This window comes from Thermus thermophilus (assembly GCF_019974155.1).
GTDB lineage: Bacteria > Deinococcota > Deinococci > Deinococcales > Thermaceae > Thermus > Thermus thermophilus_C.
Window position 1 is genome coordinate 74846 of the sequence record NZ_AP025158.1, and the last position, 20202, is coordinate 95047.

Annotated in this window: 25 protein-coding genes; 14 read left to right on the forward strand and 11 right to left on the reverse strand. The window is 67.2% G+C overall.

Going from position 1 to position 20202, the window contains the following annotated elements; all coding sequences use genetic code 11:
* Positions 1-26 precede the first annotated feature (26 nt).
* The 3 genes from TthTMY_RS00430 (at position 27) to TthTMY_RS00440 (ending at position 2491) form a co-directional block, all read left to right on the forward strand.
* Positions 27-1073 (forward strand): glucose-1-phosphate thymidylyltransferase, encoded by a 1047-nt coding sequence (locus TthTMY_RS00430; protein WP_223903310.1) that lies wholly within the window; start codon positions 27-29, stop codon positions 1071-1073.
* A gap of 3 nt (positions 1074-1076) precedes the next feature.
* Complete coding sequence (locus TthTMY_RS00435; RefSeq protein ID WP_096411454.1) at positions 1077-1961, forward strand: biotin--[acetyl-CoA-carboxylase] ligase; 885 nt, start codon at positions 1077-1079, stop codon at positions 1959-1961.
* Between the two features lie 104 nt (positions 1962-2065).
* The gene (locus TthTMY_RS00440) at positions 2066-2491 is read left to right on the forward strand and encodes a DUF2203 domain-containing protein (protein ID WP_096411456.1); all 426 of its coding nucleotides are present in this window, start codon (positions 2066-2068) and stop codon (positions 2489-2491) included.
* On the opposite strand, the gene TthTMY_RS00445 is transcribed toward TthTMY_RS00440, so the two are convergent.
* On the reverse strand, positions 2442-2834 hold the full coding sequence (locus tag TthTMY_RS00445) for a metallopeptidase family protein (protein WP_096411458.1): 393 nt from the start codon (positions 2832-2834) through the stop codon (positions 2442-2444). The two genes, TthTMY_RS00440 and TthTMY_RS00445, sit on opposite strands and share 50 nt — an antisense overlap.
* On the reverse strand, positions 2831-3244 hold the full coding sequence (locus tag TthTMY_RS00450) for a 23S rRNA (pseudouridine(1915)-N(3))-methyltransferase RlmH (protein WP_096411459.1): 414 nt from the start codon (positions 3242-3244) through the stop codon (positions 2831-2833). Before TthTMY_RS00450 ends, TthTMY_RS00445 begins: the two co-directional genes overlap by 4 nt.
* A 130-nt stretch (positions 3245-3374) precedes the next feature.
* Here TthTMY_RS00450 and TthTMY_RS00455 point away from each other — a divergent pair, with 130 nt between their 5' ends.
* The 6 genes from TthTMY_RS00455 (at position 3375) to lpdA (ending at position 8665) form a co-directional block, all read left to right on the forward strand.
* Positions 3375-4478: a thiamine pyrophosphate-dependent dehydrogenase E1 component subunit alpha gene (locus TthTMY_RS00455; protein WP_096411461.1), complete on the forward strand. Its 1104-nt coding sequence runs from the start codon at positions 3375-3377 to the stop codon at positions 4476-4478.
* 9 nt (positions 4479-4487) lie between these two features.
* Positions 4488-5462: an alpha-ketoacid dehydrogenase subunit beta gene (locus TthTMY_RS00460; RefSeq protein ID WP_096411463.1), complete on the forward strand. Its 975-nt coding sequence runs from the start codon at positions 4488-4490 to the stop codon at positions 5460-5462.
* A gap of 1 nt (position 5463) precedes the next feature.
* A complete protein-coding gene (locus TthTMY_RS00465; protein WP_096411464.1) occupies positions 5464-5667 on the forward strand; it encodes a 2-oxoisovalerate dehydrogenase in 204 nt (67 codons plus the stop codon).
* A gap of 62 nt (positions 5668-5729) precedes the next feature.
* A complete protein-coding gene (locus TthTMY_RS00470) occupies positions 5730-5909 on the forward strand; it encodes a type II toxin-antitoxin system HicA family toxin (RefSeq protein WP_229365151.1) in 180 nt (59 codons plus the stop codon).
* A gap of 10 nt (positions 5910-5919) precedes the next feature.
* A complete protein-coding gene (locus TthTMY_RS00475; protein WP_096411468.1) occupies positions 5920-7269 on the forward strand; it encodes a dihydrolipoamide acetyltransferase family protein in 1350 nt (449 codons plus the stop codon).
* 10 nt (positions 7270-7279) lie between these two features.
* On the forward strand, positions 7280-8665 hold the full coding sequence (gene lpdA, locus TthTMY_RS00480) for a dihydrolipoyl dehydrogenase (protein WP_172844662.1): 1386 nt from the start codon (positions 7280-7282) through the stop codon (positions 8663-8665).
* Here the strand turns inward: lpdA and TthTMY_RS00485 are convergent.
* The 4 genes from TthTMY_RS00485 to TthTMY_RS00500 form a co-directional block, all read right to left on the reverse strand.
* A complete protein-coding gene (locus tag TthTMY_RS00485) occupies positions 8662-8934 on the reverse strand; it encodes an AzlD domain-containing protein (protein ID WP_093007113.1) in 273 nt (90 codons plus the stop codon). The two genes, lpdA and TthTMY_RS00485, sit on opposite strands and share 4 nt — an antisense overlap.
* A complete protein-coding gene (locus tag TthTMY_RS00490) occupies positions 8931-9581 on the reverse strand; it encodes an AzlC family ABC transporter permease (protein ID WP_096411472.1) in 651 nt (216 codons plus the stop codon). The genes TthTMY_RS00485 and TthTMY_RS00490 overlap by 4 nt, the downstream gene beginning before the upstream one ends.
* Positions 9582-9648: 67 nt before the next feature.
* The gene (locus tag TthTMY_RS00495; protein WP_096411474.1) at positions 9649-9894 is read right to left on the reverse strand and encodes an AbrB/MazE/SpoVT family DNA-binding domain-containing protein; all 246 of its coding nucleotides are present in this window, start codon (positions 9892-9894) and stop codon (positions 9649-9651) included.
* A gap of 27 nt (positions 9895-9921) precedes the next feature.
* On the reverse strand, positions 9922-10767 hold the full coding sequence (locus TthTMY_RS00500; RefSeq protein ID WP_096410485.1) for a transposase: 846 nt from the start codon (positions 10765-10767) through the stop codon (positions 9922-9924).
* Between the two features lie 386 nt (positions 10768-11153).
* On the opposite strand from TthTMY_RS00500, the gene TthTMY_RS00505 reads away from it, so the two are divergent.
* The 5 genes from TthTMY_RS00505 (at position 11154) to TthTMY_RS00525 (ending at position 16302) form a co-directional block, all read left to right on the forward strand.
* Entirely contained in the window at positions 11154-12188 is a 1035-nt protein-coding gene (locus tag TthTMY_RS00505) for a phosphoadenosine phosphosulfate reductase family protein (RefSeq protein ID WP_096411475.1), read from the forward strand.
* 5 nt (positions 12189-12193) lie between these two features.
* Positions 12194-13321: a hypothetical protein gene (locus TthTMY_RS00510; protein WP_096411477.1), complete on the forward strand. Its 1128-nt coding sequence runs from the start codon at positions 12194-12196 to the stop codon at positions 13319-13321.
* Between the two features lies 1 nt (position 13322).
* The gene (locus tag TthTMY_RS00515; RefSeq protein ID WP_223903311.1) at positions 13323-15083 is read left to right on the forward strand and encodes an ATP-binding protein; all 1761 of its coding nucleotides are present in this window, start codon (positions 13323-13325) and stop codon (positions 15081-15083) included.
* Positions 15084-15229: 146 nt separating this feature from the next.
* A complete protein-coding gene (locus TthTMY_RS00520) occupies positions 15230-15757 on the forward strand; it encodes a winged helix-turn-helix domain-containing protein (RefSeq protein WP_223903126.1) in 528 nt (175 codons plus the stop codon).
* Positions 15758-15825: 68 nt separating this feature from the next.
* A complete protein-coding gene (locus TthTMY_RS00525) occupies positions 15826-16302 on the forward strand; it encodes an IS630 family transposase (protein WP_229365135.1) in 477 nt (158 codons plus the stop codon).
* 25 nt (positions 16303-16327) lie between these two features.
* Here the strand turns inward: TthTMY_RS00525 and TthTMY_RS00530 are convergent, their stop codons facing one another.
* From TthTMY_RS00530 to TthTMY_RS00550, 5 genes are all read right to left on the reverse strand, one after another.
* Complete coding sequence (locus TthTMY_RS00530) at positions 16328-17197, reverse strand: NAD(P)-dependent oxidoreductase (RefSeq protein ID WP_093007119.1); 870 nt, start codon at positions 17195-17197, stop codon at positions 16328-16330.
* A 9-nt stretch (positions 17198-17206) separates the two neighbouring features.
* Positions 17207-17566 (reverse strand): DUF3054 domain-containing protein, encoded by a 360-nt coding sequence (locus TthTMY_RS00535; protein ID WP_096411481.1) that lies wholly within the window; start codon positions 17564-17566, stop codon positions 17207-17209.
* A complete protein-coding gene (lipA, locus tag TthTMY_RS00540) occupies positions 17563-18534 on the reverse strand; it encodes a lipoyl synthase (RefSeq protein WP_223903312.1) in 972 nt (323 codons plus the stop codon). The genes TthTMY_RS00535 and lipA overlap by 4 nt, the downstream gene beginning before the upstream one ends.
* Positions 18518-19177, reverse strand: coding sequence for a lipoyl(octanoyl) transferase LipB (gene lipB, locus TthTMY_RS00545; RefSeq protein WP_093007125.1), 660 nt, complete (start codon positions 19175-19177; stop codon positions 18518-18520). Before lipB ends, lipA begins: the two co-directional genes overlap by 17 nt.
* Positions 19178-19324: 147 nt before the next feature.
* Positions 19325-20149, reverse strand: coding sequence for an SDR family NAD(P)-dependent oxidoreductase (locus TthTMY_RS00550; RefSeq protein ID WP_096411483.1), 825 nt, complete (start codon positions 20147-20149; stop codon positions 19325-19327).
* Positions 20150-20202 lie beyond the last annotated feature (53 nt).

Below are 20202 nucleotides of genomic sequence, written 5' to 3' on the forward strand. Positions count from 1 at the left end.
TTATTCTACGGGGTATGCTTTAGGGCATGAAAGGGCTCATCCTGGCCGCGGGAAGGGGCACGAGGCTTCGTCCCCTGACCCACACCCGCCCCAAGCCCGCCATCCGGGTGGCGGGGCGGCCCATCATCCACTACGCCGTGGAGAACCTCCTGGAGGCCGGGGTCCGGGAGATCGGGGTCGTGGTCTCCCCGGAGACCGAGCGGGACCTGAAGGTGGCCCTCGAGGGCTACCCCGTCCGCTATGTCCTTCAGGAGGAACCCCAGGGGCTGGCCCACGCGGTGGACGTGGCCCGGGACTTCCTGGGGGAAAGCCCCTTCGTCCTCTACCTGGGGGACAACCTCTTCCAAAAGGGCATCCGGCGCTTCCTGGGGGCCTTCAAGCCCGGCGTGAGCGCCGTCATCGCCCTGGTACGGGTGGAAGACCCAAGGCAGTTCGGCGTGGCCGTCCTGGAGGGCCACCGGGTGGTGCGGCTTTTGGAAAAGCCCAAGGATCCCCCCTCGGACCTGGCGGTGGCCGGGGTCTACGTCTTCTCCCCCGAGGTTTTGGAGGTCGTCCGGGGCCTCAAGCCCTCCGCCCGGGGGGAGTACGAGATCACCGACGCCCTCCAGGGCCTCATTGACCGGGGCAAAACGGTGGTGGGCGTGGAGGTGGAGGGCTGGTGGAAGGACACGGGCCGCCACCGGGACCTCCTGGACGCGAACCGGCTCCTCCTCGAGGAGCTCACCCCCAAGGTGGAGGGGGACGTGGTGGAGAGCCAGCTCACGGGCCGGGTGGTGGTGGAGAAGGGGGCGAAGGTGGTGCGGAGCACCGTGATCGGCCCCGCCCACATCGGCGCGGGCGCCGTGGTGGAGGAGGCCTTCGTGGGCCCCTTCACCTCCGTGGGGCCCCGGGCCCGGGTGGTGCGGTCGGAGGTGGAGTACTCCCTCCTAGAGGAGGAGGCCGTGGTGGAGGAGGTCCGCCTCCGCCTCCAGGAGTGCATCCTCGGCGTCCAAGCCGAGGTGAAGAGCCGAAACGGCCTCCCCCGGGCCCACCGCCTCATCCTCGGGGACCTCTCCCAGGTGGAGCTGGCCTGAGGGATGCCCGGGCTTTTGGACCTCCTCACGGAGTCCTGGCAAAGCGGCGAGGCCCTGGCCCGAGCCTTGGGGGTGAGCCGGGCCGCCGTCTCCAAGGAGGCCGGGCGGCTCCGGGTGGAAGGCTACCCCGTGGAGGTCTCCCGCCGGGGCTACCGCATCCTCCCCGGGACCCCCCTCCCCCACCTCTTCCGCCCCCAAGGCCGCCTGGGGAGGCCCTACCGCTACCTGGGCCGGGTGGGGAGCACCCAGGACGTCCTAAGGGCCTGGGCGGAGGAGGGCGCCCCCGAGGGGGCCCTGGTCCTCGCCGAGGTCCAGGAACGGGGCCGGGGCAGGCGGGGCCGCCCCTGGGAAAGCCGCCCTGGGGGAAGCCTCACCTTCTCCCTCCTCCTAAGGCCAAGCCTCCCCCTCCCCGCCCTCGGGCTTTTGCCCCTCCTCGCGGGCCTCGCCCTGTGGGAAGGGGTGGGGGTGGGGGGTCTCAAGTGGCCTAACGACCTCCTGGCCCAAGACGGGCGCAAGCTCGCCGGGGTGCTCCTGGAGGCCAAGGCCGAGGGGGAGGAGGTGGCCTACGCCCTCCTGGGCGTGGGGGTGAACGTGGCCTGGGCGCCGGAGGGGGCGGCCTTCCTCCAGGAGTTCGCCCCCCTCTCCCGGCGGGAGGTCCTGGAAGGCTTCCTCCTGAGGCTGGAGGCCCTCCTTCCCCTCCTGGAAACCCCGGAAGCCCTTCTGGACCGCTACCGCCAGGCCTCCTACACCCTGGGGCGAAGGGTGCGGGTGCGCACGGGCAAAGGGGTGGTGGAGGGCCTGGCCGAGGACGTCCTCCCCGACGGGAGCCTCCTCGTGGACGGGGTGCGGGTGGGGGCGGGGGAGGTGGAGCTTTTGCCCCTCCTTTAACCCACCCCATGCGGGCTTGCGCCGGCACGGGGGCCCCAGCCCCAGGGGTATGAGTGAGGTAGGCTTAGATTTTCCCAAGCAGATGTGCTAGGATAGGGGCAGGTATGTTCGCCCGCATCTTCACCAAGGAAGAAGCGGACGCCCTCCTGCCCGAGATCCAGAGGGTCCTCTCCCAGATGCGCCAGGCCCGGGCGGAGCTCAAGGAGGCCCAGGCCCGCCTTCCCGAGGCCCGGGGGCTTGAGCGGCGGGCCCTGGAGGAGGAGGTCCGCTTCCTCCTGGGCTCCCTCGAGGCCGACGCCCGCTACCTGGCCTCCCTGGGCGTCTTCCTCAAGGACCTGGACCGGGGCCTGGTGGACTTCCCCGCCCGCCTTGGGGGCGAGGTGGTCTTCCTCTGCTGGCAGGAGGGGGAGCCCGAGGTGGCCCACTACCACCCCCTCTCCGGGGGCTTCGCCGAGCGCAGGCCCCTCGCCGAGGAGGCCCCTACCCTTCCCCAGAAGGCCCGCCCCGGCGAAAGGCGTCCAGGCGCCTGAGGTCTTCCCGGACGAGGTCGTCCCGCCCCGCCAGGGACTCCAGGTGGTGCTTAAGCTCGTGGAGGAGGGTTTCCCACACCTCGGCCTCCCAGTCAAACCCCTCCCCCGCCACCTCCAAAAAAGAGCCGTAGTAGAGGGCGATGTGCCGCCCCAAGCCCTCAAACCCCCCGAAGGCCGAAGGCGGCCCCGGGTCCAGGTACTCCCCCAGGCGCCACACCCCCTCAAGCCCTGGCTCCGGCTTGGCCTGAGGTAGGACGTGCACCCCCTGAAGCCCCCGCTTGAACTCCTCGGGGACCTCCTCCCAAAGCCTCTCCACCAGCTTTACGAAGGCCTCGTAGGTCATGGCCGGTGGTAGGGGTGCCCCGCCCGCAAGGTGAGGACGCGGTAGAGCTGCTCCATGAGGACGAGGAGGGCGAGCTCGTGCTGCAAGGTGAGGGGGGAGAGGGCAAGGAGGAGGTCCGCCTCCCGCCGCACCGCCTCCGGGTGCCCCTCGGCCCCGCCCACGAGGAAGGCCACCCGCTCCCCCTCCCAGGCAAGGAGCCTCCGGTAGAGCTCCTCGGTGGTCAAGAGCCTCCCCCGCTCGTCCAGGACCACCTTCCGGTGGCCCTCCGCCTTGGGGAGGAGCTCCTCCCCTCTCCGAACGAAGACCAGGTCCAAAGGGGCGTACCTCCGCATGCGCCTCGCGTACTCCTCCACCCCGAGCCGGGCGTAGGCCAGCCGGGGCCGTCCCACGGCCACCACCCGAAGCCGCACCCCCTGATCCTAACCCGGTATACTCAGGGGGAAGGGAAAGTGGGATCCAGCCCCACCCCCGAAAAGGAGGCCCGAAGCCCTTACCCAGGGCGGGCTTCCCGGCGCCACAAGCGCCAAGAAGGAGGGTGTCATGGTCAAGGAGACCCATCGGTTCCAACCCTTCACCGAGGAGCCCATAAGGCTCATCGGGGAGGAAGGGGAGTGGCTTGGGGACTTCCCCTTGGACCTCGAGGGGGAGAAGCTACGGAGGCTCTACCGGGACATGCTGGCGGCCCGGATGCTGGACGAGCGCTACACCATCCTCATCCGCACGGGCAAGACCAGCTTCATCGCCCCGGCCGCGGGGCACGAGGCCGCCCAGGTGGCCATCGCCCACGCCATCCGGCCGGGTTTTGACTGGGTCTTCCCCTACTACCGCGACCACGGCCTGGCCCTGGCCCTAGGGATCCCCCTCAAGGAGCTCTTCGGCCAGATGCTCGCCACCAAGGCCGACCCCAACAAGGGCCGCCAGATGCCCGAGCACCCGGGCTCCAAGGCCCTCCACTACTTCACCGTGGCGAGCCCCATCGCCTCCCACGTCCCCCCCGCCGTGGGGGCCGCCATCAGCATGAAGCTCCTCCGCACGGGCCAGGTGGCGGTCTGCACCTTCGGGGACGGGGCCACGAGCGAAGGGGACTGGTACGCCGGGATCAACTTCGCCGCCGTGCAGGGGGCCCCGGCGGTCTTCATCGCCGAGAACAACTTCTACGCCATCAGCGTGGACTACCGCCACCAGACCCACAGCCCCACCATCGCCGAGAAGGCCCACGCCTTCGGCATCCCCGGCTACCTGGTGGACGGGATGGACGTGCTGGCGAGCTACTACGTGGTCAAGGAGGCGGTGGAGCGGGCGAGAAGGGGGGAGGGCCCAAGCCTCGTGGAGCTCAGGGTCTACCGCTACGGGCCCCACTCCTCCGCCGACGACGACAGCCGCTATCGGCCCAAGGAGGAGGTGGCCTTCTGGCGGAAGAAGGACCCCATCCCCCGCTTCCGGCGCTTCCTCGAGGCCAGGGGCCTCTGGAACGAGGAGTGGGAGGAGGACGTGCGGGAGGAGATCCGGGCCGAGCTGGAACGGGGCCTCGAGGAGGCGGAAGAAGCGGGCCCCGTGCCCCCCGAGTGGATGTTTGCGGACGTCTTCGCCGAGAAGCCCTGGCACCTCCTGCGCCAGGAAGCCCTTCTCAAGGAGGAACTCTAGGGGGTGGGTATGGCCCTCATGACCATGGTGCAGGCCCTGAACCGGGCCCTGGACGAGGAGATGGCCAAGGACCCCCGGGTGGTGGTCCTGGGGGAGGACGTGGGGAAAAGGGGCGGGGTCTTCCTCGTGACCGAGGGGCTTCTCCAGAAGTACGGCCCCGACCGGGTCATGGACACCCCCCTCTCCGAGGCGGCCATCGTGGGGGCCGCTTTGGGCATGGCGGCCCACGGCCTGAGGCCCGTGGCCGAGATCCAGTTCGCCGACTACATCTTCCCGGGCTTTGACCAGCTCGTAAGCCAAGTGGCCAAGCTCCGCTACCGCTCGGGGGGCCAGTTCACCGCGCCCTTGGTGGTGCGGATGCCCTCCGGGGGCGGGGTGAGGGGCGGGCACCACCACTCCCAAAGCCCCGAGGCCCACTTCGTCCACACCGCCGGGCTCAAGGTGGTGGCCGTCTCCACCCCCTATGACGCCAAGGGCCTCCTCAAGGCCGCCATCCGCGACGAGGACCCCGTGGTCTTCCTGGAGCCCAAGAGGCTCTACCGCTCGGTGAAGGAGGAGGTGCCCGAGGAGGACTACACCCTCCCCATCGGCAAAGCGGCCCTGAGGCGCGAGGGGAAGGACCTCACCCTCATCGGCTACGGCACCGTGATGCCCGAGGTCTTGCAGGCGGCGGAAGAGCTGGAAAAGGCGGGGGTTTCCGCCGAGGTGTTGGACCTCCGCACCCTCATGCCCTGGGACTACGAGGCGGTGATGAACTCCGTGGCCAAGACGGGTAGGGTCATCCTGGTCTCCGACGCCCCTAGGCACGCGAGCTTCGTGAGCGAGGTGGCGGCCACCATCGCCGAGGACCTCCTGGACATGCTCCTCGCCCCGCCCATCCGGGTCACAGGGTTTGACACCCCCTACCCCTACGCCCAGGACAAGCTCTACCTGCCCACCGTCACCCGCATCCTGAACGCCGCCAAGCGGGCGCTAGACTACTGATATGAGGGAAATCATCTTCCTAGTGGAGGAAGCGGAAGAGGGGGGGTTTGTGGCCCGCGCCCTAGGGGAAGCCATCTTCACGGAGGGAGAAACTTGGGAGGAACTTAAGGAGATGGTCCGGGATGCGGTCCGGTGCCACTTCGGCAAAGAGGCGCCTCCCGTCATTCGCCTGCACTTCGTCCGCGAGGAGGTCCTTACCCCGTGAGGCTTCCCCGCGACCTCACCGGGGAGGAACTTGTCAAGAGGTTAGCCCGCCTGGGCCATCGTGTGGAGCGGCAAACGGGAAGCCACGTGCGCATGACCTGGGAAGGCCCTAGCGGTCCTCATGCCATCACCATCCCCCTTCATCGCCCGCTAAAGGTGGGAACCTTGGCCGGAATCCTAAAGGCGGTGGCGGAAGCCCGTGGGATAGACCGTAAGGAACTGCAACCACTCCTGGATCTGTGAAGGGAGGACCATGCCCAAGGAAATCCTCATGCCCGAACTCGCCGAAAGCGTGGTGGAAGGCGAGATCCTGAAGTGGCTGGTGGAGGAAGGGGACTACCTCAAGAAGGACCAGCCCTTCGTGGAGGTCATGACCGACAAGGTCACGGTGGAGCTCCCCTCCCCTTACGAGGGGGTGCTCCTGAAGAAGCTGGCCAAGGAGGGGGAGGTGGTCAAGGTGCACGCCCCCATCGCCCTCATCGCCGAGCCCGGCGAGGCGGCGGAAGCCCCCCCGGTGCAGGCGGTGGAAGAGCGCTCCATCGTGGAGCCGGGCCTGCCCGCGAAGGAGGAGAAGGAGGACCTCTCCCTCTTCAAGCCGGACCCCACCCAGGTGGCGGTGAAAAACCCCTTCCTCTCCGAAAAGCCCCAGGAGGGAGCGAGGCCGGGGCGGGTCCTCGCCGTCCCCGCCGCCCGGAAGCTGGCCCGGGAGCTCGGGATCCCCATTGAGGAGGTGCCGGGCTCGGGGCCTCTGGGCAGGGTCCGGGTGGAGGACGTGCGGGCCTACGCCGAGCGGAAAAAGGCCCCGTCCCCGGCGCAAGCGCCTTCCCCAGAGGCGCCCCAGGCGCCCCCTTCCGGCTTCCCGCCCCCGCCCAAGTACGCCCCGCCCAAGGGGTACGAGCACCTGGAGGAGCGGGTGCCTTTAAGGGGGATCCGCCGCACCATCGCCCAGGGGCTCTGGCAGAGCCACCTCTACACGGTGCGCACCCTCAACGTGGACGAGGCGGACCTCACGGAGCTCGTGGCCCTTCGCGAACGCCTCAAGCCCGAGGCCGAGGCCCAAGGGGTCAGGCTCACCTACCTCCCCTTCATCGTCAAGGCGGTGGTGCGGGCCCTGAAGAAGTTCCCTATGCTGAACACCAGCCTGGACGAGGAACGGCAGGAGATCGTCTACAAGCGCTACTACCACATCGGCCTCGCCGTGGCCACCGAGCGGGGCCTCATCGTCCCCGTGGTGCGGGACGCGGACCGGAAGAGCGTCTTGGAGCTCGCCCGGGAGATCGCCGAGCTCTCCCAGAAGGCCCGGGAGGGGCGCCTTTCCCCGGAGGAGGTCACGGGGTCCAGCTTCACCATCACCAACATCGGCTCCGTGGGGGCCACCTTGAGCTTCCCCATCATCCACCTGCCGGACGCGGCCATCCTCGGCGTGCACTCCATAAGGAAGCGCCCCTGGGTCATGCCAGACGGCTCCATAAGACCGCGGGACATCATGTTCCTCTCCCTCTCCTTTGACCACCGCCTCGTGGACGGGGCCGAGGCGGCCATGTTCACCCGGGAGGTCATCAGGCTCCTGGAAAACCCCGACCTCCTCCTTCTGGAAATGTAGGATGACGCCCATGAAGACCTACGACCTCATCGTGATCGGCACGGGCCCGGGCGGCTACCACGCCGCCATCCGGGCGGCCCAGCTCGGCCTCAAGGTGCTGGCGGTGGAGGCCGCCGAGGTGGGGGGTGTCTGCCTCAACGTGGGCTGCATCCCCACCAAGGCCCTCCTCCACGCCGCCGAGACCCTCCACCACCTGAAGGTGGCCGAGGGGTTTGGCCTGAAGGCCAAGCCGGAGCTGGACCTGAAGAGGCTCGGCGGCTGGCGGGACCAGGTGGTGAACAAGCTCACCGGGGGCGTGGGCACCCTCCTCAAGGGGAACGGGGTGGAGCTCCTCCGGGGCTTCGCCCGCTTGGTGGGCCCCAAGGAGGTGGAGGTGGGGGGCGAGCGTTACGGGGCGAAAAGCCTGATCCTCGCCACGGGGAGCGAGCCCCTGGAGCTTAAGGGCTTCCCCTTCGGGGAGGACATTTGGGACTCCACCCGAGCCCTGAAGGTGGAGGAAGGGATCCCCAAGAGGCTTCTCGTCATCGGCGGGGGAGCGGTGGGGCTGGAGTTCGGCCAGATCTACCGCCGCCTGGGGGCGGAGGTCACCCTCATTGAGTACATGCCGGAGATCCTCCCCCAGGGCGACCCCGAGACCGCCGCCCTCCTAAGGCGCGCCCTGGAAAAGGAGGGGATAAGGGTCCGCACCAAGACCAAGGCCGTGGGCTACGAGAAGAAGGGGGACGGCCTCCACGTGCGCCTCGAGGCCGCCGAGGGGGGCGGGGGCGAGGAGGTGGTGGTGGACAAGATCCTGGTGGCCGTGGGCCGGAAGCCCCGCACGGAGGGCCTGGGCCTGGAAAGGGCCGGGGTGGAGGTGGACGCGCGGGGCTTCATCCGGGTAAACGCCCGAATGGAGACCTCCGTCCCCGGGGTCTACGCCATCGGCGACGCGGCCCGCCCTCCGCTCCTCGCCCACAAGGCCATGCGGGAGGGGCTCATCGCCGCCGAGAACGCCGCCGGCAAGGACAGCGCCTTTGACTACCAGGTCCCGAGCGTGGTCTACACCTCCCCCGAGTGGGCCGGGGTGGGCCTCACCGAGGAGGAGGCGAGGCGGGCGGGCTACAGGGTAAAGGTGGGGAAGTTTCCCCTGGCCGCATCGGGGCGCGCCCTCACCCTGGGCGGGGCCGAGGGGATGGTCAAGGTGGTGGGGGACGAGGAGACGGACCTCCTCCTCGGGGTCTTCATCGTGGGGCCCCAGGCGGGGGAGCTCATCGCCGAGGCCGCCTTGGCCCTGGAGATGGGGGCCACCCTCACCGACCTCGCCCTCACCGTCCACCCCCACCCCACCCTCTCGGAAAGCCTCATGGAGGCGGCGGAGGCCTTCCACAAGCGGGCCATCCACATCCTGAACCGCTAGAGAAGGCCAAGAAGCCCGTAAAGCCCCGCCCCCAGGAAGACGGCAAGGCCCAGATTTCCCGTGAGGCGCGCCCCCATGTAGGTGCCAAGAAGGGCCAGGAGGGCGCGGAGCCACTCGGAGGAAGGGGGCGGGCCGAAGGCGGAAACCAGGAAAAGGGCCACCACCAAGGCGGGCCCCGCCTGGCCCGCCTTTAGGCCTTTTTCCGCCCGCCAGGGCAGGAACCGGAGGAGAAAGGTGCCCAGGGCCAGAAGGAGAAGGGCCAAGGTCATGGACGCCTCCTTTCGCCCAATCCCTTTCCAAGAAGCCCGATGACCCCCGCCAGGAAGAGGCCCCAGGCCGTCTGGCCCAGGAGGTGGAAGCCCAGGGCCACCCCGCCCGCCAGCAGGGCCACGGGGTTCTTCAGGTGGGGCAGGGCCAGGAGGAAGAAAAGGGCGGGAAGGGCGAAGGAAAGGGCCTCCCCCAAACCCGGAAAGGCCAGTAGCCCCTGGGCCCCCAAGGCCCCGAGGGCGGTGCCCAGGTTCCAGGAGAGGTAGGCGCCGAGGCCCAAGCCCAGGAAGTAGCCCCGCCTTTCCCCCGGGGGAAGGGTGGGAAGGGCCCTCAAGGCCACGGCGAAGACCTCGTCGGTGAGGAAGAAGGCCTCCACGGGACCTCCCTTCAGGTAGGGCCTCAGGGCGGGGCCGTAGAAGGCGTGGCGCAGGTTGAGGAGAAGGCCCAAAAGGGCCGCCAACAAGGGCGGGACCCCCTGGGCCAAAAGCCCCACCAGGGCGAACTGGCTGGCCCCGGCGAAGACCAGGAGGGAGGTGAGCTGGACCCAAAGGGGACTGAGCCCCGCCTGCGCCCCCAAGGCGCCGAAGGCCACGGCCACGGGGAAATACCCCAAGGCGATGGGCCAAGCCGCCCGCAGACCCCGTTTCATACCACCCCACGCTGGCCTAAGTTAGAGGCTGGCCAAGAAGAGGACGTTGGCGTCCAAAAAGACCAACTCAGAAGCCCCAGGCCCGGCGGAAGGCATCCAGCTCCTCCGGGGTGGCCTGGGCGTTTTCGGCGAACTCCAGGATGCGCTCCTCCGTGTAGAGCTCCACAGGCAACACCACCGCGGGCTCCAAGACGACCCGGCCCGCCTCCACCCGGACCACCAAGGGGTCCCCCGGCTTCAACCCCAAGGCCTGGCGTACCTCCGCGGGGAGGGTGATCTGGCCCCGTTTGGAGAGGGAAGTGAGCGCCTTCATTTTTTCAGTATACCTTCGTGTGCTACCTCATAGCTCCACCCCGGCCATCCTGAGAAGCACCCGGCTACGTATGAGGTTGTGAACGAGCAGGATGAGATTCACCCGGGCCACCAGCCCCCAGTAGGACCGCGCTTCTATCCGATGAAGCCCCAAAGACCGCACCATCACGCTAAACCGCGTCTCAATCCAGTTCCGTACCCTCCCCATCCACTCTTTCCATCCCGTCTCCACCACCGTTCCTCCCCTGACCCGATAGGGTGGCGTCTTGACCCCCTGGACCCAGCGAAAGCCCCGGTCCCCCAAGACCGCGGGCAGACCGTCCAGCAGGTCCCTCCCCCAGGTCTCCCGGGCATTCCCGGGGAGGATAGCCCAACGAAAAAAGAGGCCGCGCTCGTTCATCACCGGCATGAGAACGTAGCCCGCGAAAGCCCCCAGGGGGCCCACCCCCACAGCGGCCTCAGGAAGGTCCAAGCCGTGAATCCGGTGGCCGTGGGCCAGGGGGATGGGTTTGAGGTCCACCACCTGCAGAAGACCTTGCCCTCCGGAGAGCCTTATGGCCAGGTGAGCCAACAACCCCTGAGCCTTCTGAAGGACCCGGTAGAAGCGGGAGAGGTGGGGGAGGGAGGGGAAGTAGGCCTTGAGGGTGGTCTTGGCGGCCAGGTAGCCTTTGGCGAGGTCCTGGCCTTGCAACAGGACGAAGATGGCGAGGGTCAAGAGCTCGGCCAGGGTGGCCTTCTGGTGCTTTTGCTTTGGGGGGAGCTTGAATCCTTGGGCCTGCAGGGCTTTCAGTTCGTCATCTACCCAGACGTAGATAGCCACGAGAAGGGTCTCTGCGTCAAGATGGTAAAGGGGGTGCTCACGATCTTGCCGCATGGCACCCCCTCTTTTTTCACACCCCGGGGGTCCAGATCAAGTAGCACACGAAGGTATATCATATCCGAAGACCACAGAAGAAATACAGAAGACCCCTCACAATAGCTCCCCGAGGACCGAGGCGTCTTTGCAGGGTATTGATGAACCGATTCCCCACCATTAGCATTGCGCCATGAGGCGAACCGAGCACACCCCTTTGCCGGAACCCACGCCCAAGGCGGAGAGTTCTCTCAACTCCCTGCGCCTGCAAATTGGCCAAAACGGGGCCACTAAACCCGGTCACGCCTGGAACGTTTTCGCGGGGGAGGGGAAGGGAAGGCACAAGAGCCGGGTCTTCACCCGCCTGGGCGGGATGGCAAGGTTCTGGATGCTTGAAGGAGGAGGCGATGCGGGTTCCCCTTGAAGCCCTGGCCGCGGGGATAGAGGAATCTTTTGGGTCTTCCGACCTTAAGGAGGCCATAAACCTGGCGGAGCGCGCCCTCGAGGCCGCCCTCGCCCAGGGGGCCGAGACCTTCGTCCTCACCTACTCGGGGGGCAAGGACTCCACCGCCACCACCGTCCTCACCCTGGAGTGGTGGAAGCGCCGGGGGAAGCCCGTGGAGGTCCATGTGGTCTACGCCGACACGGGGCTGGAGATCCCCACCCTCCACGCCCAGGCCCTGGCCTTCCTGGAGGCGGTGAGGGGGCTCCACCCCGGGGTTCACGTCCACACCGCCCGCCCCCGCCCCGAGGAGAGCTTCTGGGTCCAGCTCATCGGCAAGGGCTACCCCCCGCCCCACAACCGCTTCCGCTGGTGCACCCGCAGGCTGAAGATCGCCCCCATGGACCGCCTGGTCCAGAGCCTTCCCGGGAAGAAGGCCATCCTCACGGGAGTGCGCTTCGGGGAGTCGGACGCGCGGGACCAGAGGCTCGTCCTCTCTTGCTCCCGGGGCGGGGAGTGCGGCCAGGGGGTGCTCTTCCAGGAGGCCAAGCGCCTGAACGCCCTTTACGTGGCCCCCATCGCCTTCTGGCGGGAGTGCCTCGTGTGGGACTACCTGAACTTCGTAGCCCCCTCCCTGGGCTACCCCACGGGGGACCTGGAGGCGGTCTACGGGGGCCGGGACACCCGCTTCGGGTGCTGGACCTGCACCGTGGTGCGGCGGGACAAGGCCATGGCGCGGGCCCTGGAGAACGGCCACGCCCACCTCCTCCCCCTCTACGAGTTCCGGGAGTGGCTTTGGGCGTGGACGCGGGATCCCCGGACCCGGGTGGAGCGGAAGGACGGCAAGCCCGGGAGGCTCACCCTCGAGGCCAGGCGGGAGGTGTACCGGAGGCTGAAGGAAGTGGAGGCGAAGCTCGGGATGGAGTTCCTCACCGCCAAGGAGGAGGCACTTATTCGGAGGCTGTGGCGTTCCGGGTGGTACAATGGAAAACGTAGGTGAACCCTATGCCATATGCGGGAGAAGGAAGTAATCCCCTTGGCCTTAAGGACTTCCTTGACGATCTCAGGCTGGACCATTACCAGGATCTCCTGCGCGAGCTAGACGAGCTTTACCAAAAGCTCAAGCAGGAACGCCGAGTACCCTTGCACGGGGGCGGGGAGGCCTACCCCCTCCTCACCCTTACCGTGGACGGAGGCGAGGGACGCGCCTTCGAAGATCTTCCGCTCCTCTCCTTCGGCCTCGTGCGCGTTGCTGCGGTAGGGGTGAAGGGTTTCCGCCTACCTTCCATTGCCCACCTCCTCCCTGGGTATGAAGTCCTACGGGACCCCAAGGGCTATCTGGAAGGCCTCCTCGAGCGCTCCGAAGAAAGCCCCGCCGCCGATGCCTTGAAGACCTTCTTCCGGGCCACAGGCATCTCCCTGGAAGATCTGGGGGAATACTACACCAAGGACCTCAGGGCCTTCATGGGGATCTTCCGGGACGTCCTGGAGTGGGCCTACCTGGTTTGGGGGGTGGAGAAGGTCTTGCAGGAAAGTTACAAAGACTACCTTTTCATAAAAGACGGGCGCCTGGCGCAATTGGGCGTCAGAGAGAGTTTCCGCTCTAAGCTACAGGACTACTTCGCAAGGAAGCACCTCCTTCTCGCTGGGGTCACCAAGCGCTCTCGCCTCCTCGCTGAAGGTCTCACCTCCTTGGTGATGGCGAGGCTTTTCGCCGAAGCCGGGGGAACCTTCCTGCTCCAGGCCCCCCAGGATCTCATGGAGAAGGCTTACCGCTACGAGCGCCAGTGGAACGCCGACCTCGAGGGAGCCTTCGTCATGGGCAGGCGTTACGTGGCGCGCCTCCTTGAGGACACCTTTAGACCCCAGGAGGGTGTGGTCATCTTTGACCTCCCCCCCTACTTGGGGGAGGAGGATGCCGTTAAGGTAGCCCGAAGCCTAAGGGCACACCGGAGCGTCCTCTATGGGGGGAGTGTGGGAACGGTGGTAGAGGCCCATGGGAGGGCCTCCGTGGCCAGGTCCATCCCTCACAGGATGGAGGAGGAAATCCTCGCCCGGTTCAGAAAGACCTTCGGTGAAGATCTCGCCAAGAAGCTCGCCGAATGGCTCAGGCTGGCAGACAAGGAGGGTTGAGATGGCCGAAATCCCCATCGGCGTGGTGGTGTCTTCCAGGCGGAACGGCCCTTGGGCGGAGCTCACCTTAGTGCTCACCCCCCAGGAGCTGGACCAAGGCAAGCGCCTCCTCCTGGGCGAGCTCGTTCGCGTCTCTTCCGGCGGGAAAGACTACGTGGGCATGGTCTTAGACGGCTACTACGAACCTGTGGGCCGCGGCGACCCCACCTATACCCTTGCTTTGGCCCACATCAATCAGGTGGACCTTGAGAAGGAGGACCCTTGGGCGCGAAAGGAAGTCAACTTCTACCACCACCGGATCGTCCTCCTAGGGCGGGTCGTGGAGGGGGGGCTCTTCGCCCCCTCCACCCGCCTGCTCCCCCCCGTGGTGGAGGCTCGGGTCTACCGCATGACGGAGGAGGAACTCCAAGGGTTGCTCACCGCCGAGGTGGGAGCCTCAGGGAGCGTTAAGGCCGAGGGGCAGAGGAGGTACGCCTTCGGCCACCTGGCCTACGGCCTAGAAGAAGGTGGGGAGTACCCGAAGGTGGTAAAGGAGGTGGACCCCGCCCTCTTCGTGGGCAGAAGAACGGCTAACTTCGGCAAGACGGGCTTCGGGAAGAGCAACGAGAACAAGGTCATCCTCACCCTTTTGGCCCACGCCTTTCCCCAGGTGGGGATGTTGATTCTGGACCAGAACGCCGAGTATCTCCTCCAGACGGAGGCCACCACCTCCCCAGGCCTCGCCCAGGCCTTCAAGGTACTGGGGATTCGGGGCCGGATCCGCTTCTACACCGCCAGGGAGGAAGCCTGGGCAAGGAGGTTGGAGGAACACCTAGGGACGGAGTGGAGGGAGTACGTGGAGGTCTTTCCCCTTAAAGTGGACTTCTACCGCTTCCCCGACCTGGCCGTGGCCCTCGCCTACCAGAGGCGTCGCCTCCAGGGGGAAGAGCCTCCCCAGTACCTGGAGAGCGCCTTTTACAACCTCGAGGACTGGAAGAAGATCCCCGACCGCATGGCCTACGTCTACGGGGCTCTTCGGAAAGCGGGGCTCACCCCCCGCAAAGGTTTCAAGATAAAGTACAAGGACGCAGACTACGACATATCCGAAGAAAGCTCTTGGGATAACCTCCAAAAGTCCATGGAGAGTAACAGTCAGCGAGGGGACAATAAGGGAGGGGCGAGGGAACTCTACAACCGGGCCAAGGTCTTCTCTTTCCTTCGTGCGTTCCATGCGCCTGGAAAGGCGGCGAACTTCCTCGAGGCCATCAAAGAGGATCTCCTCGGAGAGGAGGCCGAGGGAGAGGGTAAGGTGGTCATCCTTGACCTTCCTTCCCTGGGCGAGGCCGCCGACTTCTTCACCTTGCGCCTCATGGATCTCCTCTTTGAAAGAGCTGTAGAGCTCTACGGCAAACGCCAGGCCAACTTCCTCGTGGTCCTGGAAGAGGCCCACAACTTCCTGGAGGACAAGGCGGGGATCTTCTACCGCGTGGCCAAGGAAGGGAGGAAGTACGGCATAGGAATGCTGTACTCCACACAGTCCCCTGCCAGCATTCCCATGGAGATCCTTTCCCAGACGGAAAATTTTCTAGTGAAGCATCTCTCTAGCGAGGAGGACGTGAAAGTCCTCAAGAGGGCTAAAGCCCCCTTCGCCTTTGTGGCCGATTTTCTCCTCTCCGAGCCCATAATAGGCTATTCCTATGTTTACTTCGAACCTTATCAGCCTTTCGTGGTCCCACTGCGGGTCAAACTCCTGGAGCATGTCCTCAAAAGCCTCGTCTCGTGACGAATACCCTTTCCCCCTGTTTCGTTCGCTCGCTTGCCACCGGAAGTCTCCGCTAAGGCTCTTCCCCAGGGCCCCCATGCGGGCTTGCGCCAGCAGGGGGTGGTATCATAAGAACTCCCCCTGGGTTTTTCTCTTAGTATGGGGTCATGCGGCTGACCAAACACCAACGCCGCCCCCGGCTGGAACTCAAGCTGCGGCATCACCCGGACAACCTGCACGCCCTCTACCGGGAAAGCGAAGACCCCGTGGAACGCGCCCGCTGGCACGCCATCTGGCTCCTCGCCACAGGCCACTCCATCCCCCAGGTGGCCCAGACCCTGGGCTACTCCACCCGCTGGGTCCGCAACACCCTCCACCGCTACAACGAAGGCCAGCCCATGGCCGACCTCCGGCACCAAAACCCAGGCCAGCCCCCCTTGCTCTCCCCGGAGCTTCAGGAAGCCTTCCGCCAGGCCCTCCTCCAGCCCCATCCCCAGGACGGGATATGGACCATAAGGAACGCCGCCCTGTGGCTCTCGGAGAGGCTGGGCCGTCCCGTGGACCCCAGGCGGGCCTGGACCTGGATGAAGCGCCTGGGCTTCGCCCCCCTCCGCCCCCGTCCCCGGCACCGGGAGAGGGACGTGGAAGAGGGGGAGGCCTTCAAAAAAAACTCTTCTTCACCGTTGTCCTCCTGAAGTGCCTCTTCCCCTGGCTTGTCCTGGAGCTTTGGGCTTTTGACGAACACAGGTTGGGCCTGAAGCCCGTGTACCGGCGGGTGTGGGCGCCCCGGGGGAAGACGCCCCTGGCCTGGGTGCGGCCGCGGTACCGGTGGCTTTACGTGTACGGCTTCGTGCGTCCGGGTACAGGGGAGAGCGAGTTTTGGCTTTTGCCCACGGTGAACGCTGTGGTCTTCTCGGAGGTGCTAAGGCGCTTTGCCCGGTTGCGTGGGGCTGGGGAGGGGAAGCTTTTGCTTTTGGTCTTGGACCGGGCGGGGTGGCACGTGTCGGGGCGGGTGGAGGTGCCGGAGGGGGTGGGTTTGGTCTTCCTGCCGCCCTACTCTCCCGAGCTCCAACCCGTGGAGCGGGTGTGGCCTCTGGTGGACGCGGTGGTGGCCAACGGGCGGGTGGAGACGGAGGAGGAGCTTTGGGCGAGGGTGGAGGCCCGGTGCGCCTACCTGCAGACCCAGCCGGGCCTGATTCGGAGCCATACCCTCTTTCACTGGTGGCCGGGAGGATGCTGAGGGAATGGATCAGGGGGATTTCTTATCAGCGGATCTCCGCCCCGCCCCAGCGCTCCAAAAGCCTCAGGGCCTCCACGTGGTCCGCATCCGGGCCCAGCTCCCGCTTGGCCATCTCGTAGACCTCCCGGGCGAGGCGGAGGAGGGGGCTTGGGGCCTTCTCCCCGTCCAGAACCCCCATGGCGATCCCCAGGTCCTTCACCAATAGCCCCAGGGCGAAGGTCTTGGGAAAGGCCCGGGTGAGGACCCTTTGGGGAATGAGGTTTTCCGTGGCGTTGGAGCGGCCCGAGGAGGCGTTGATGACCTCGAGGGCCTTCTCCGCGGAAACCCCCTGCTTCACCAGGGCCAAAAGCCCCTCCCCCGCCGCCCAGAGGTTCACGGCGAGGAGGGCGTTGTTGATGGCCTTCACCGCGTGCCCTGCCCCCACGGGGCCCACGTGGACCACCTTCTTGGCGTAGGCCAGGTAGGGCCTGACCCGCTCCACCGCCTCCTCCGGCCCCCCCAGCATCACCGTGAGGGTCCCCGCCTCGGCCCCCGAGGTGCCCCCGGAAACGGGGGCGTCCAGGTAGGTGACCCCCTTTTCCGCTAGCCTCTCCGCCAGCCTGCGGCTCGCCTCCGGCTCCCCGCTCGTGGCGTCCACCCAGTAGGTGCCCTCCCTGAGGTGGGGCAGGAGGGCCTCCGCCACCTCGGCCACCTCCTTGGTGGTGGGGAGGCAGGTGAAGACCACCCGGGCCTCGGCCACCCTCTCCAGGGGCACGGCCTCGGAGCCGAACTCCTCTTGGTGCCTAAGGGCCTTGGCGAAGGTGCGGTTCCAGACCAGGGTGGGGAAGCGCCGCGCCAGGTGCCCCGCCATGGGGTAGCCCATGGCCCCAAGACCGAGGAAGGCCACCTTTTCCATGGCTTCTTTTTACCAAAGGCGAAGCCCCTTGGCGAGACCCCTTAGGAGAAGGAGAAAAAGGAGGCTAAACCCCATGGCCACGCCCAAGAAGACGAAGAACCCCACCCCAAAGCCTCCTCCGAGGACCATCTGCCGAAGCCATAACCCCGCGGGGAAGGCCAAAGCCCAGGTGAGAAGGAGGTTTTTCCAGGTGGGGCGGCGGTAGGTGCCGAGGAAGGGGGCAAGGAGAAGCCAGACGAAGAGGACGGGGAGGACGTTCCGGGCTAGGCCCCCCAAGGAGAGGGGAAGCCCGTGGGAAAGGAGGCCCACCCCGGCGAAGAGGAGGAGGGCGAGGAGGTCCAGGAGGAAAAGGGCCGTCTTTCGGCTCATCTTTGGGTGGCCTCCAGGAAGACCCGGTCCGCCCGGTAGGAGCTCCGCACCAAGGGGCCGGCGAAGACCTCCCTAAAGCCCAGCTCGTACCCCCAGGCCTCGTACCGCTTGAAGTCCTCGGGGGGGACGTAGCGGGCCACGGGGAGGTGGGCGGGGGTGGGCCTCAGGTACTGGCCCAGGGTGAGGATGTCCACCCCCGCGGCCCTGAGGTCCCGCATGGCCTCGAGGATCTCCTCCTCCGTCTCCCCGAGGCCCAGCATGAGGCTACTCTTGGTGAGGATGTCGGGCCGGACCTTCTTGGCGTGGGCGAGAACCCTTAGGGTCTGCTCGTACCCCGCCCGGGGGTCGCGGACCCTGGGGGTGAGGCGGCGCACCGTCTCCAGGTTCTGGGCGTAGACCTCGGGGTTCGCGGCGAGGACCGTCTCCACGGCCTTCAGGTCCCCCTGGAAGTCGGGGGTGAGGGCCTCCACCAAGACCCCGGGGGCCCTCTCCTTGATGGCCCTTATGGTGGCGGCGAAGTGGGAGGCGCCGCCATCCGGAAGGTCATCCCGGTCCACGCTGGTCAAGACCACGTACCGCACCCCCATGCGGGCGATGGCCTCGGCCACCCTCCTCGGCTCCTCCGGGTCCACGAGGCCCTTGGGGTTCCCGGTGTGGACGGCGCAGAACTTGCAGGCCCGGGTGCAGATGTCCCCCAGGAGCATCACCGTCAGGGTCCCGTGGGTCCAGCACTCCCCGATGTTGGGGCAGAGGGCCTCCTGGCAGACGGTGTGGAGCCTAAGCTCCCGCACCATGGCCTTCAGGGCCTGGTACCTGGGCCCGGTGGGCAAAGGGGCCTTGATCCAGGCGGGCTTGTTCCGGTCCACGGGCTCGGGCCGGGCCTGGGCCAGGCCCCGCTTCACCACCTTGAGTTCCACCACCTCCCCCGTGGGGGAAAGGAGTTCCACCGTCTCAAACTTGGGCTTCATGAGCGTTCCTTTCCACGGGCTTTAGGCCGAAGACCTCGGCGAAGGCCGCCACCACCCTGGCCTTGGCCTCCTCCATGGGGACCTTCCGGCCCAAAAGCTTCTCCAAGGAGGTGACCCCCTTTCCCTTGAGGCCGCAAGGGACGATGACGGTGAAGTCGTTGAGGTCGGTGTTCACGTTCAGGGCGAAGCCGTGGAAGCTCACCCCCTCCTTCACCGCCACGCCGATGGCGCAGAGCTTGTCCTCCCCCACCCAGACCCCGGCGTAGCCCGGGGTGGGGTAGGCGGGGATCCCGTAGCCCGCGGCCACCTTTACGATGGCCTCCTCAATCTGCCTTAGGAAGCGGCGCACCTCCCGGCCCACGGGGAAGATGGGGTAGCCCACCAGCTGCCCGGGGCCGTGGTAGGTCACGTCCCCACCCCGCTCCACCCAGTAGAGCTCAAACCCGTTCTCCCGGTACCAGCTCTCGGGGAAGAGCAGGTTCTCCCCCGTGGCCTTCCGGCCTAAGGTGATGACCCTGGGGTGCTCCAAGAGGAGGAGGGTGGGGGGGCGGTTTCCCGCCACCACCTCCCGGTGCACCCGCTTCTGGTAGGCCCAGGCCTCCCCGTAAGGCACCAGGCCGAGGTCCTCCACCAAGAACTCCACACCCTAAGGATACGCCGCCCTGGCTCCCGTGTCCAAAGGCCGGGGCACAAAGCTCGCGCCTCGGTTTCGCCACACGGGAGACCCTGGGCAGGCCCAAGGAAAACCCCTTTTGGGGCCCCCGCTCTGGCGCAAGCCAGAGCGGGGTACTTAGCCGAGGAAGCGGGCCACGAGCCGGTCCCGTAAGGAGGCAGGAAGGAGCCTGAGGAGGAGGGTTTCCCGGGCCCGGGCCGGGTGGGCCACCAGGTAGCGGGCCCTGGGGTTTGGGCTTTCCAGGGCCCTTAGGACGGCCTCCGCCACCCTCTCCGGGGGAAGGCCCCTCTTGGCGCTCCTTTCCGCCACGCGCCGCGCCACCTCCAGGTAGCGGCCGTACACCCCCTCGGTCCCGGGGGGCGGGGGTTCCAGGTAGCCCTCGGCCCGCCTTAGGGAGCGCTCCCAGATGGGGGTGGCCACGGAGCCGGGCTCTATGAGGACCACCCTGACCCCGAAGGGAAGGAGCTCCACCCTGAGGGCGTCCGCCAGGGCCTCGAGGGCGAACTTGCTCGCGGCGTAGGGCCCCATGAGGGGGAGGGCCACCAGGCCGGAGACGGAGCCCATGAGGACCGCCCGGCCCCGGGAGGCCCTGAGGAGGGGGAGAAAGGCCTTCACCGTGGCGAAGGCCCCGAGGACGTTCACCTCCAAGGCCTCCCGGAAGGCGGAAAGGGGAACGAGCTCCAGGGGCCCCGCCACGGCGATGCCGGCGTTCACCACCAGGCCAAAAAGGCCCTCCCCCTCCAGGCGCTCCCTGGCCCGGAGGAGGTCCTCCTCCCGGGTCACGTCCAGAAGGAGGGGCACCACCCCCTCCTGGGCCAAGCGCGCCGCGTCCTCCTCCCGGCGCACGCCCCCGTAGACCCGGTACCCCTTGGCCGTGAGGAACCGGGCCGTGGCCAGGCCGATGCCGCTCCCCGCCCCCGTGACCAGGACCGCCCTTCCCATTTGGACCCAGTTTACTTCCCTCCCCAAGGGGTGGTACAATCCCGGCCAAACCT

What these genes read in the sequence shown, in the direction of transcription:
- TthTMY_RS00430 (WP_223903310.1), top strand. Translation starts at nt 27, where the DNA reads ATGAAAGGGCTCATCCTGGCCGCGGGAAGGGGCACGAGGCTTCGTCCC.
- TthTMY_RS00435 (WP_096411454.1), top strand. Translation starts at nt 1,077, where the DNA reads ATGCCCGGGCTTTTGGACCTCCTCACGGAGTCCTGGCAAAGCGGCGAG.
- TthTMY_RS00440 (WP_096411456.1), top strand. Translation starts at nt 2,066, where the DNA reads ATGTTCGCCCGCATCTTCACCAAGGAAGAAGCGGACGCCCTCCTGCCC.
- TthTMY_RS00445 (WP_096411458.1), bottom strand. Translation starts at nt 2,834, where the DNA reads ATGACCTACGAGGCCTTCGTAAAGCTGGTGGAGAGGCTTTGGGAGGAG.
- TthTMY_RS00455 (WP_096411461.1), top strand. Translation starts at nt 3,375, where the DNA reads ATGGTCAAGGAGACCCATCGGTTCCAACCCTTCACCGAGGAGCCCATA.
- TthTMY_RS00460 (WP_096411463.1), top strand. Translation starts at nt 4,488, where the DNA reads ATGGCCCTCATGACCATGGTGCAGGCCCTGAACCGGGCCCTGGACGAG.
- TthTMY_RS00465 (WP_096411464.1), top strand. Translation starts at nt 5,464, where the DNA reads ATGAGGGAAATCATCTTCCTAGTGGAGGAAGCGGAAGAGGGGGGGTTT.
- TthTMY_RS00475 (WP_096411468.1), top strand. Translation starts at nt 5,920, where the DNA reads ATGCCCAAGGAAATCCTCATGCCCGAACTCGCCGAAAGCGTGGTGGAA.
- lpdA (WP_172844662.1), top strand. Translation starts at nt 7,280, where the DNA reads ATGAAGACCTACGACCTCATCGTGATCGGCACGGGCCCGGGCGGCTAC.
- TthTMY_RS00485 (WP_093007113.1), bottom strand. Translation starts at nt 8,934, where the DNA reads ATGACCTTGGCCCTTCTCCTTCTGGCCCTGGGCACCTTTCTCCTCCGG.
- TthTMY_RS00490 (WP_096411472.1), bottom strand. Translation starts at nt 9,581, where the DNA reads ATGAAACGGGGTCTGCGGGCGGCTTGGCCCATCGCCTTGGGGTATTTC.
- TthTMY_RS00495 (WP_096411474.1), bottom strand. Translation starts at nt 9,894, where the DNA reads ATGAAGGCGCTCACTTCCCTCTCCAAACGGGGCCAGATCACCCTCCCC.
- TthTMY_RS00500 (WP_096410485.1), bottom strand. Translation starts at nt 10,767, where the DNA reads ATGCGGCAAGATCGTGAGCACCCCCTTTACCATCTTGACGCAGAGACC.
- TthTMY_RS00505 (WP_096411475.1), top strand. Translation starts at nt 11,154, where the DNA reads ATGCGGGTTCCCCTTGAAGCCCTGGCCGCGGGGATAGAGGAATCTTTT.
- TthTMY_RS00510 (WP_096411477.1), top strand. Translation starts at nt 12,194, where the DNA reads ATGCCATATGCGGGAGAAGGAAGTAATCCCCTTGGCCTTAAGGACTTC.
- TthTMY_RS00515 (WP_223903311.1), top strand. Translation starts at nt 13,323, where the DNA reads ATGGCCGAAATCCCCATCGGCGTGGTGGTGTCTTCCAGGCGGAACGGC.
- TthTMY_RS00520 (WP_223903126.1), top strand. Translation starts at nt 15,230, where the DNA reads ATGCGGCTGACCAAACACCAACGCCGCCCCCGGCTGGAACTCAAGCTG.
- TthTMY_RS00530 (WP_093007119.1), bottom strand. Translation starts at nt 17,197, where the DNA reads ATGGAAAAGGTGGCCTTCCTCGGTCTTGGGGCCATGGGCTACCCCATG.
- TthTMY_RS00535 (WP_096411481.1), bottom strand. Translation starts at nt 17,566, where the DNA reads ATGAGCCGAAAGACGGCCCTTTTCCTCCTGGACCTCCTCGCCCTCCTC.
- lipA (WP_223903312.1), bottom strand. Translation starts at nt 18,534, where the DNA reads ATGAAGCCCAAGTTTGAGACGGTGGAACTCCTTTCCCCCACGGGGGAG.
- TthTMY_RS00550 (WP_096411483.1), bottom strand. Translation starts at nt 20,149, where the DNA reads ATGGGAAGGGCGGTCCTGGTCACGGGGGCGGGGAGCGGCATCGGCCTG.